The 8,473-nt window shown below is 74.2% G+C and carries 6 protein-coding genes; 4 read left to right on the top strand and 2 right to left on the bottom strand.

Translation table 11 applies throughout. From position 1 onward, the window contains the following. Positions 1 to 575, top strand: a 575-nt coding sequence (locus ACFQ11_RS27415; protein ID WP_378303699.1) for a SecDF P1 head subdomain-containing protein, incomplete at its 5' end; no start/stop codon positions are given. On the opposite strand, the gene ACFQ11_RS27410 is transcribed toward ACFQ11_RS27415, so the two are convergent. Both ACFQ11_RS27410 and ACFQ11_RS27405 read right to left on the bottom strand, forming a co-directional pair. Then, complete coding sequence (locus ACFQ11_RS27410) at positions 572 to 1,399, bottom strand: YceI family protein (RefSeq protein ID WP_378303697.1); 828 nt, start codon at positions 1,397 to 1,399, stop codon at positions 572 to 574. The genes ACFQ11_RS27415 and ACFQ11_RS27410 overlap by 4 nt on opposite strands. 47 nt (positions 1,400 to 1,446) lie before the next feature. Further along, positions 1,447 to 3,957, bottom strand: coding sequence for an MFS transporter (locus ACFQ11_RS27405; RefSeq protein WP_378303694.1), 2,511 nt, complete (start codon positions 3,955 to 3,957; stop codon positions 1,447 to 1,449). A 177-nt stretch (positions 3,958 to 4,134) separates the two neighbouring features. Between ACFQ11_RS27405 and ACFQ11_RS27400 the strand changes: the two genes are divergently transcribed. The 3 genes from ACFQ11_RS27400 (at position 4,135) to ACFQ11_RS27390 (ending at position 8,186) form a co-directional block, all read left to right on the top strand. After that, a complete protein-coding gene (locus tag ACFQ11_RS27400; RefSeq protein ID WP_378303692.1) occupies positions 4,135 to 4,743 on the top strand; it encodes a TetR/AcrR family transcriptional regulator in 609 nt (202 codons plus the stop codon). A gap of 127 nt (positions 4,744 to 4,870) precedes the next feature. After that, on the top strand, positions 4,871 to 7,345 hold the full coding sequence (locus tag ACFQ11_RS27395) for an alpha/beta fold hydrolase (RefSeq protein WP_378303690.1): 2,475 nt from the start codon (positions 4,871 to 4,873) through the stop codon (positions 7,343 to 7,345). 13 nt (positions 7,346 to 7,358) lie between these two features. After that, entirely contained in the window at positions 7,359 to 8,186 is an 828-nt protein-coding gene (locus tag ACFQ11_RS27390) for an ABC transporter permease (RefSeq protein WP_378303688.1), read from the top strand. Positions 8,187 to 8,473: the final 287 nt, after the last annotated feature.

The raw sequence follows: 8,473 nt of genomic DNA, 5'->3' as shown, positions 1-8,473 counted from the left end.
GGGCGGGGCTGCGGCCGCGGGCGAGGGCGGCGCGCCGGGCGGCGCCGCAGGCGCGGGCCGCCGACCGGCACCGGTCCGCGCTGCTGGTCATGGTGCTCACGCTGGGGCTGCTGATCGCGGCGGTGGCCGTGACCGGCGGGCTGATCGCGTCGTCGATGCGGACGCGGCCGGTGCCGCTGGCCGACCCGCTGCACATCTACCCGGTGTCGCAGACGACGCCGGGGCAGTGCCCGGCGGGGACGCGCGGGATCACCGGGCAGTCGGGGGGCGGTCCCGCGTGCTACCGACTGGAGCAGGGGCTCGCGATCCACGAGGTGTCCGAACTGCACGTGCAGCGGTCGCGGGTGCGGCAGGGCGGGTACGACGTGGCGCTGACGCTGCGGCCCGCGGACCGCAGGTCGTTCGCCGACCTCACCCGCGCGACCGTGGGACGCGACCTGGCGTTCGTGGTGCGCGACGAGATCGTCACGCTGCCGCGGGTCGACATGGCGATCACGGACGGCAAGATCATCGTGACGGGCGCGCAGGATCGGGCGTCGGCGGTGCGGCTCCTGCGGGACCTGCGGGGCCGCTAGCCCTGCGGTAGCTCGGTGCCCCGGACCGCCTGGATCTCCAGCTCGACGCGGAGGCTCTCGCCGACCATCGCGATGCCGGCCTCCAGCAGCTCGTTGTAGCGGATGCCGAAGTCGCGGCGGCGGAGTTCGGCGGTCGCGCGGAACGCCGTGCGGACGCCGCCCCACGGGTCGGCGCCCGTCCCGAGGTAGACGAGGTCGAGGTCGACCGGCCGCGTGTGCCCGTTGAGGGTGAGCCGCCCGTGGACGGTCCAGCGGTCGGCGCCCGCGGCGGTGACGCGGTCGCCGGTGTAGTCGATGACCGGGTGCTCGTCGACGTTGAGGAAGTCGGCGGAGCGCAGGTGGTCGTCGCGGAGCTTGTTGCCGGTGTCGATGGACGACGCGTCGATGCGGGCGGCGACGCGGGACGCCTCGACGGGTTCGGCGACGTCGACGCGTCCCTCGAAGACGCCGAACCGGCCGCGGACGCTCGACAGCCCGAGGTGCTGCGCGACGGCGCCGACGCTCGAGTGCGCGGGGTCGATCGTCCACGGGCCGGGCGGCGGCAGTTCGGTGCCGCCCGCGCGGGCGAGCGCGACCTTGCCGATGTCGGCGACGCCCGAGCCGGTCACGATGAGCGTGGCGGCGGCGGGCTGGAAGCCCGTGGCCGTCACGATCACCGTGTAGGTGCCGGCGGGGAGCGGACCGGCGGCGAGCACGCCGTCCTCCCCGGTCCGCTCCCGCGCCACCTGGTTCCCGGCCAGGTCCGTCACGGTGACGATCGCGTGCCGCACCGCCCAGCCGTCCTTCGTCCGCACGCTGCCGCGCAGACCTCGACTCTCGTCCATTGACCAGCCTCGTGCTCGTTGGTCCCGGTCCGTCCGGGCGGTGTCGGTCACTCTTCCGGGTAGCCGAGCTTGAGATCGTGCTCGTCCCGGCCGCCGCCCGACAGCGACAGCGCGGTCGCCACCGGCGGGTAGCCGGACGCGATGACGGTGTACTGTCCGCCGGTCAGGTCGGCGAACGCGTACTCCCCGTCCGGTCCGGTGATCATCATCGCGACGACGTTGCCGACCGCGTCGACGATCGTGACGCGGGCGTCCGCGACGGGCTCGCCCGCCTCGTTGCGGACGGTCCCCCGCACCCGGGCGCCGGGCGGAAGTTCGACGTCCTGCGCAGTCTGCCCGTTGCCGCCGACCTCGACGGGCAGCGCGACGGGACGGTGCGCGGCGGCGCTCACGGCGAGCGTGTAGGTGCCGGAGACGATGTCGCCGAACGCGTACCGCCCGTCGGGGCCGGTCCGTCCGGTGCCGACGACCTCGCCGCGGACGTCGGTGACGACGACCATCGCGTTCGGCACCGGGTGCCCGTCGGCGCCGCGGACCGTCCCGGCGAGGCCCCCGTTGCCCGCCAGGAGAAGGTCGAACTCGACCGGCCGGTCTCCGACGACGAGCGTCGCGGCCTGCGGTTCGTGCTCCCCGGTCGCCGCGATCAGGACGTACGTGCCGGGGCCGGGCGTGGGCAGCGCGTACCGTCCGTCCGCGAGGGTCAGCGCGCGCGCGAGCTGGTGGCCGTCCACGCCGATCAGGGTGAGCGCGGCGGACGGGACGGGCGCGCCGTCGGAGGTCCGCACCACGCCCCGGACGGGGACGCCGCCGGGAGGGCCGCCGCCCCGCGGCGCCGCGTTCGGGACCGGTCCGGCCGCGCCGGGGACTTCGGCGTCCCCCGCGGGGCGGGGGGCGCCGTCGCCCGACGGGGTGCCGAGGCCGTTGTGCGACATCTCGTTGACGGACGCCGCGTGCCCGTACGGGACGGCGCCCGCGGCCACGAGTTCCTGCTCGGCCCGCGGGGGCGCGGGCGTCCGCTCGTGCCGTCCCGCCGGGTCGTCCGGACGGACGTCGTCCGCGGCGGACGCGCCGTCGAGGGGGCCCTCGGGGGCGGCGGGCGCGGGCGCGGCCGGCCCGCCGCGCAGCGGCAGCTCCTTGAGCCCGAGGACGACGAGGAAGCCGAGGACGGCGACCGGGACGCCGATGAGGAACACGGTCTCGACGGCGTTGTTGAACGCGATCAGCACGATGTGCTTGATCGGCTCGGGCAGCGCGGCGATCTGGTCGGGGGAGCCGAGGCCGTCGCCGCCGGACGGCAGCGGCACGCCCGCGGCGCGGGCGCCCTCGGCCATCTCGTCGCCGAGCCGGTTGGTGAGGACCGACCCGAACGCGGCGACGCCCATCGCGCCGCCCAGGTTGCGGAAGAACGACAGCCCGGACGTGGTGGACGCCAGGTCGGCGTGGGCGGCGGAGTTCTGCGCGGCCAGGATCAGGATCTGCAGCGTCAGCCCGAGCCCGACGCCGAGCAGCGCGAGGCCGGTCCCGATCTCGACATTGGACGAGTCGACGTGCAGGCGCGACAGCAGGTACAGGGCGCCCGCGACGAACACCATGCCGACCACCGGGTAGATCTTGTAGCGGCCGGTGCGGGTGACGAGCTGGCCGGACAGGGTCGAGGTGACCAGCATGCCGACGACGAGCGGCAGCGTCATCAGGCCGGACGCCGTGGGGCTCATCCCCTTGACGATCTGCAGGTACTGCGGCATGTAGATCATCGCGCCGAACATGGCGACGGCCATGCACAGCAGCCCGATGCTCGCCAGCACGAACGTCCGGTCCCGGAACAGCCGGAGCGGCAGGATCGGGTCGCGGGCGTACCGCTCGGCGACGACCGCGAGCGCGGTCAGGACGAGCGTGACGCCGATGAGGACGTACGTCCAGGCGGAGTTCCACGCGAACTGGTCGCCGCCCATCGACAGCAGGAACATCAGCGCGGCGGCGGCGCCGGTGATCGTGACGCCGCCGAAGACGTCGATGCTCGTGTCGCTCCGCGTCTTCGGCAGCTTGAGGACCTTCTGGATGACGATGAACGCGACGACCGCGAGCGGGACGCACACGTAGAAGCACCAGCGCCAGCCGAGGGCGCCCGCGTCGACGATGAACCCGCCGAGCAGCGGCCCGGCGACCGTGGCGACGCCGAACACCGCGCCCATGTACCCCGCGTAGCGTCCGCGCTGCCGGGGTTCGACGACGTCCCCCAGGATGACCTGCGCGAGCGCGGACAGGCCGCCGACGCCGAGGCCCTGCAGGCCGCGGGAGACGATGAGCTGGCCGATGTTCTGCGACATCCCGGCGCCCACCGACGCGAGCACGAAGATGAGCAGCGCCGTCTGGAAGACGAGCTTGCGGCCGAAGACGTCCGACAGCTTGCCCCACAGCGGCGTCGAGGCGGTCATCGTCAGCAGCGCCGCGCTGGCCACCCAGGCGAGCTTGTCCTGGCCGCCGAGGTCGCCGACGATCGTCGGCAGCGCGGTGCTGATGACCGACGTGGAGATCATCGCGGTCAGCATCGCCATCATCAGGCCGGACAGGATCTTCAGGACCTGACGGTGCGTGTACCGCGGGATCTCTTGCTCAGGCTCGGCCGCAGCCGCGCTCCCTCGAACCACTCTGCCCCCATCGAACTCAATTACCTGTGCTTAGCATGTATCCTATGTAGACGCCTGTTTACTTGCAACCCGGGGGATACTGGTGTGATGGAGGCGATACAGGTCGACGACCCCGCCGGGGTCGACGGCGACGCACGTCCGGCCGCCCGCAAGCGCGACCGGGAGGCCACCCGGCGGCGCATCCTGGACGCGGCCCGCGACCTGTTCGGCCGGCACGGCTACGGCGGCGTCACCATCCGGATGATCGCCGCCGAGGCGGACGCGAACACCGCGCTCGTCCACCGGTACTTCGGGTCGAAGGCCGACCTGTTCGCCGAGGTGCTGTCCGGCGAGTCCGTGCTGCGCGGCGTCATCGCGGGCGGCCCCGAGGGCCTCCCCCGCCGCCTCGCCGAGTACTTCGCCCACCAGGTCGAGCACCGCTCGGTCACCTCGGTGTCGCGGCTGCTCGACCGCTCCGCCGGGCACCCCGAGGTCAAGCAGAGCCTCCTGCGCTACCTCGAGGACTCCATCGTCGAGCCGATGGTCGCGCAGCTCGACGGCCCCGACGCGCGTGCGCGCGCGCTGCTCGCGTCCACGATCCTCATGGGCGGCGGGCCCGTCCGCCGGCTCTTCGGCCTCAACGATCTCCGCGAGGCCGACCCGGACGAGCTCACCGACCGCCTCACCGCCATGTTCACCGCCGCCCTCGCCCCCTGACGTCGCGGCTCACGGCGCGGCTCGTCCCGGAGACGTACGGGCGGACGGCCGCGTACCGCGGCGGGCGCAGCGCGGATCGGCCGCCGGGCGGAGCGCGCGGCGGTCCCGCGCCCGTAGGGTTGCCCGCATGAGGCTGGGGGGACGGTTCCGCGAGCGCTGGAACGGGACGGGACGTGCCGCGCGCTGGACCGCGGCCGGGGCCGCGCTCGCGCTCGCCGGCACGGGCGCGATCTGGGGCGTCACCGCCGACACCGCACCGGACGTGCGCGTCCTGGAGCGTCGCGTCACCGTCATGGACGGCCCCCGCGACGACCAGCGCGTCACCCTGGACGTCTCCCTCCACACGCCCCAGGACGCCGGCGAACTCCCGGCGATCATGCTGGCGCACGGCTTCGGCGGCACCAAGAAGGACATGGCGGGCGAGGCGCGCGCGCTCGCCGAGGACGGGTACGCGGTCCTGACCTGGTCGGCGCGCGGATTCGGCGCGTCCACCGGAGAGATCGCCCTCAACTCCCCCGACTACGAGGTCAAGGACGCGCGGCAGCTCGTCGACTGGCTCGCCGCCCGTCCCGAGGTCCGGCTCGACGGCCCCGGCGACCCGCGCGTCGGCGTCGCCGGCCCGTCCTACGGCGGCGCGATCTCCCTGCTCACCGCCGCGTACGACGACCGCGTCGACGCGATCGCCCCGCGCATCACCTGGCACGGCCTCGACGACGCGCTGTTCCCCGACGCGTCCGGCGGAGACCCCGCGAACGGCGTCTACAAGAAGCTGTGGGCCGGCCTGTTCTTCTCCAGCGGCGCGGGCGGGACGGCCTGCGGCCGGTTCCTGCCCTCCCTGTGCGACATGTTCCAGGAGGTCGCCGAGACCGGACGGCCCACGCCCGAGGCCGTCGCGACCCTGCGGCGGTCCAGCCCCGCCGCGGTCGCCGACCGCATCGACGTCCCGGCCCTGCTCGTCCAGGGGCAGTCCGACTCGCTGTTCCCGCTGGCCCACGCCGACGCGAACGCCCGCGCCATCGCCCGCAACGGCGCGCCCGTCTCCGTCGTCTGGTACCGGGGCGGCCACGACGGCGGCCCCGAGGAGACCGCACGCGTCCGGGGCCTCGTGCGCGACTTCTTCGACGCGCACCTCAAGGGCGCCCCGGCCCCCGAACTCCCCGGCTTCACGGTGACGCGCTCGGGCGGGCTCGACTCGTCCACCGGCGAGGTCGTGGTCGAGGAGGCCGCCGCCCCCCGGTACCCGGGCCTGTCGGGCGCGCCCCGCACCCTCCGCCTCGAAGGCCGCGAGCAGAAGATCCACCGCCCGGCGGGCGGCGTCCCCGCGGGCATCTCCGCGCTGCCCGGCATCGGCTCGCTCGGCGGCGGCCTCGACCTCGGCGCCCTCGGCGGCGGGGAGCTCACCGACCCGCCCGGCCAGTCCGCGACGTTCGACACCGCACCGCTGGACCGTCCCGTGCACCTCACCGGCGCCGCGTCCGTCCGGCTCCGGGTGAGCGGAGGCGACGACGTCCCGCTGTTCGCCAAGCTCTACGACGTCGCGCCGGACGGCACCGCGTCCCCCGCCCGCCGCATCGCCGCGCCCTTCCGCGCCCCGGACGGCGAGGACGTCACGGTCGCGCTCCCGGCGATGGACCACCGGTTCGACCGCGGCCACCGGCTGCGGGTCGTCGTCTCCACCACCGACATGGGGTTCGCGACCCCGCCGGAGGCGGCCTCCTTCGAGGTGCGGGCCGTCGCGCCGCTCACCGTCCCGACCGTCCCGGCGCTGACGGCCGCGTCCAGCCCGCTGCCCGTCTGGGTGTGGGCGCTCCCCCTGGCGGCCCTGGCCGTCGCCGCGGGCCTCCTCGTCCGGCGCCGCACGCCCGCCGACACCGGCGACGGCGACGTCCCGCTGGAGATCACGGGGCTGACGAAGAAGTACGGGAACGGGCACCTCGCCGTCGCCGACCTCTCCTTCCGCGTGGAGAAGGGGCAGGTCCTCGGCCTGCTGGGGCCGAACGGGGCGGGCAAGACGACGACGCTCCGGATGATGATGGGCCTGATCCACCCGGACTCCGGCGAGATCCGCATCTTCGGGCAGCGCGTCACCCCCGGCGCGCCCGTCCTGTCCCGGCTCGGCTCGTTCGTCGAGGGCCCCGGCTTCCTGCCGCACCTGTCCGGCCGCGACAACCTCGACCTGTACTGGCGCGCCACCGGACGTCCCCGCGCCGAGGCGCACATGGACGAGGCGCTCGAGATCGCCGCGCTCGGCCCGGCCCTCGACCGGGCCGTCCGCACCTACTCGCAGGGCATGCGGCAGCGCCTCGCGATCGCCCAGGCCATGCTCGGCCTGCCCGACCTGCTCGTCCTCGACGAGCCCACCAACGGCCTCGACCCGCCGCAGATCCGCGAGATGCGCGACGTGCTCGTCCGCTACGCCGCGGCGGGCCGCACCGTGATCGTGTCCAGCCACCTGCTCGCCGAGGTCGAGCAGACCTGCACGCACGCGGTCGTCATGGCGGGCGGGCGGCGCGTCACCGCGGGGCCCGTCGCGGAGATCGTCGGGTCCGGCCGCCGCCTCGAGGACGCCTTCCTCGAACTGATCGGGGAGGGATCGAACTGATCGGGGATGACACGTGACGTACCGGGTCCGCCGGACGCTGCCGCTCGGCGTCGAGACCGTCCGGCAGTTCCGCCGCCGCCGCACGATGTTCGCGTTCGCGGTCCTGCTCGCCCTGCCGTGGGTGCTGGTGGCCGCCTTCGAGATCGGGGGCGACCCCGGTCCGGACGGCGTCCCGAGCCTGGTGGACGTCGCGACCGCGAGCGCGCTGAACTTCGCCCTCTTCGCCCTGTTCGTCTCGACCGGGTTCCTGCTCGTCGTCGCGGTCGCGCTGTTCTGCGGCGACACCGTGGCGAGCGAGGCCGGCTGGTCGTCGCTGCGCTACCTGCTCGCCGCGCCCGTCCCGCGCGGCCGGCTGCTGCGGCAGAAGCTGATCGTCGCGCTCGGGTACGCGGTCGTCGCCGTCCTGTCGCTGCCGCTCATGTCCCTGCTCGCGGGCACCGTCGCGTTCGGCTGGGGCGACGTCGAGCTCCCCACGGGCGGCAGCGTCCCGGTCGGCACCGCGCTCCGGCGCATGGCGATCATCGTCGCGTACTCCCTGATCGCCCAGCTCGTCGTGGCCGCGCTCGCGTTCCTGCTCTCGGTGACGACCGACTCCCCGCTCGGCGCGGTCGGCGGCGCCGTCGGCCTCGTCATCGTCAGCAACATCCTGGACGCCGTCACCGCCCTGGGCTCGCTCCGCGACTTCCTGCCGACCCACTGGATGTACGCGTGGATGGACGCGCTCCAGCCGGACATCGAATGGACGGGCATGGCGAAGGGCACCGCGATCTCGATCTCGTACGCGGCCGTCCTGTTCGCCCTCGCATTCCGCCGCTTCCGCAACCGCGACATCGTCTCCTGAACTGGCCGAGTCCGGCCACACCCGAAACACACGCTGCTATTTCACGATTACTCTCCGCTGCAAGCGCTTCCGCAAAATCGGTCGAACGGGCAGAGGTGGTCGCATACACTCGCCGAACCTCGCCCGCGCGGCCCGCGTCGTACGAGGTGAACGCCGCATCGGCTCGACGGACGGGTTAAAGCCCGCCCGACGGGGGGAGATGATCACCATGGCACGGCAGCAGCTCATCAAACGCCCCAAGCCTCCACGTCAACCGAGCCAGCCCGATCTCAGGACGCCGTCCGGCC

Source organism: Actinomadura sediminis (assembly GCF_042675525.1).
Lineage (GTDB): Bacteria > Actinomycetota > Actinomycetes > Streptosporangiales > Streptosporangiaceae > Spirillospora > Spirillospora sediminis.
The sequence above is the reverse complement of the archived record's forward strand: the minus strand, read 5'-3'. Positions and strand labels throughout refer to the sequence as shown.

Coding starts and splice junctions, on each gene's coding strand:
- ACFQ11_RS27410 (WP_378303697.1), bottom strand. CDS start 1,399: ATGGACGAGAGTCGAGGTCTGCGCGGCAGCGTGCGGACGAAGGACGGC.
- ACFQ11_RS27405 (WP_378303694.1), bottom strand. CDS start 3,957: ATGATGGCGATGCTGACCGCGATGATCTCCACGTCGGTCATCAGCACC.
- ACFQ11_RS27400 (WP_378303692.1), top strand. CDS start 4,135: ATGGAGGCGATACAGGTCGACGACCCCGCCGGGGTCGACGGCGACGCA.
- ACFQ11_RS27395 (WP_378303690.1), top strand. CDS start 4,871: ATGAGGCTGGGGGGACGGTTCCGCGAGCGCTGGAACGGGACGGGACGT.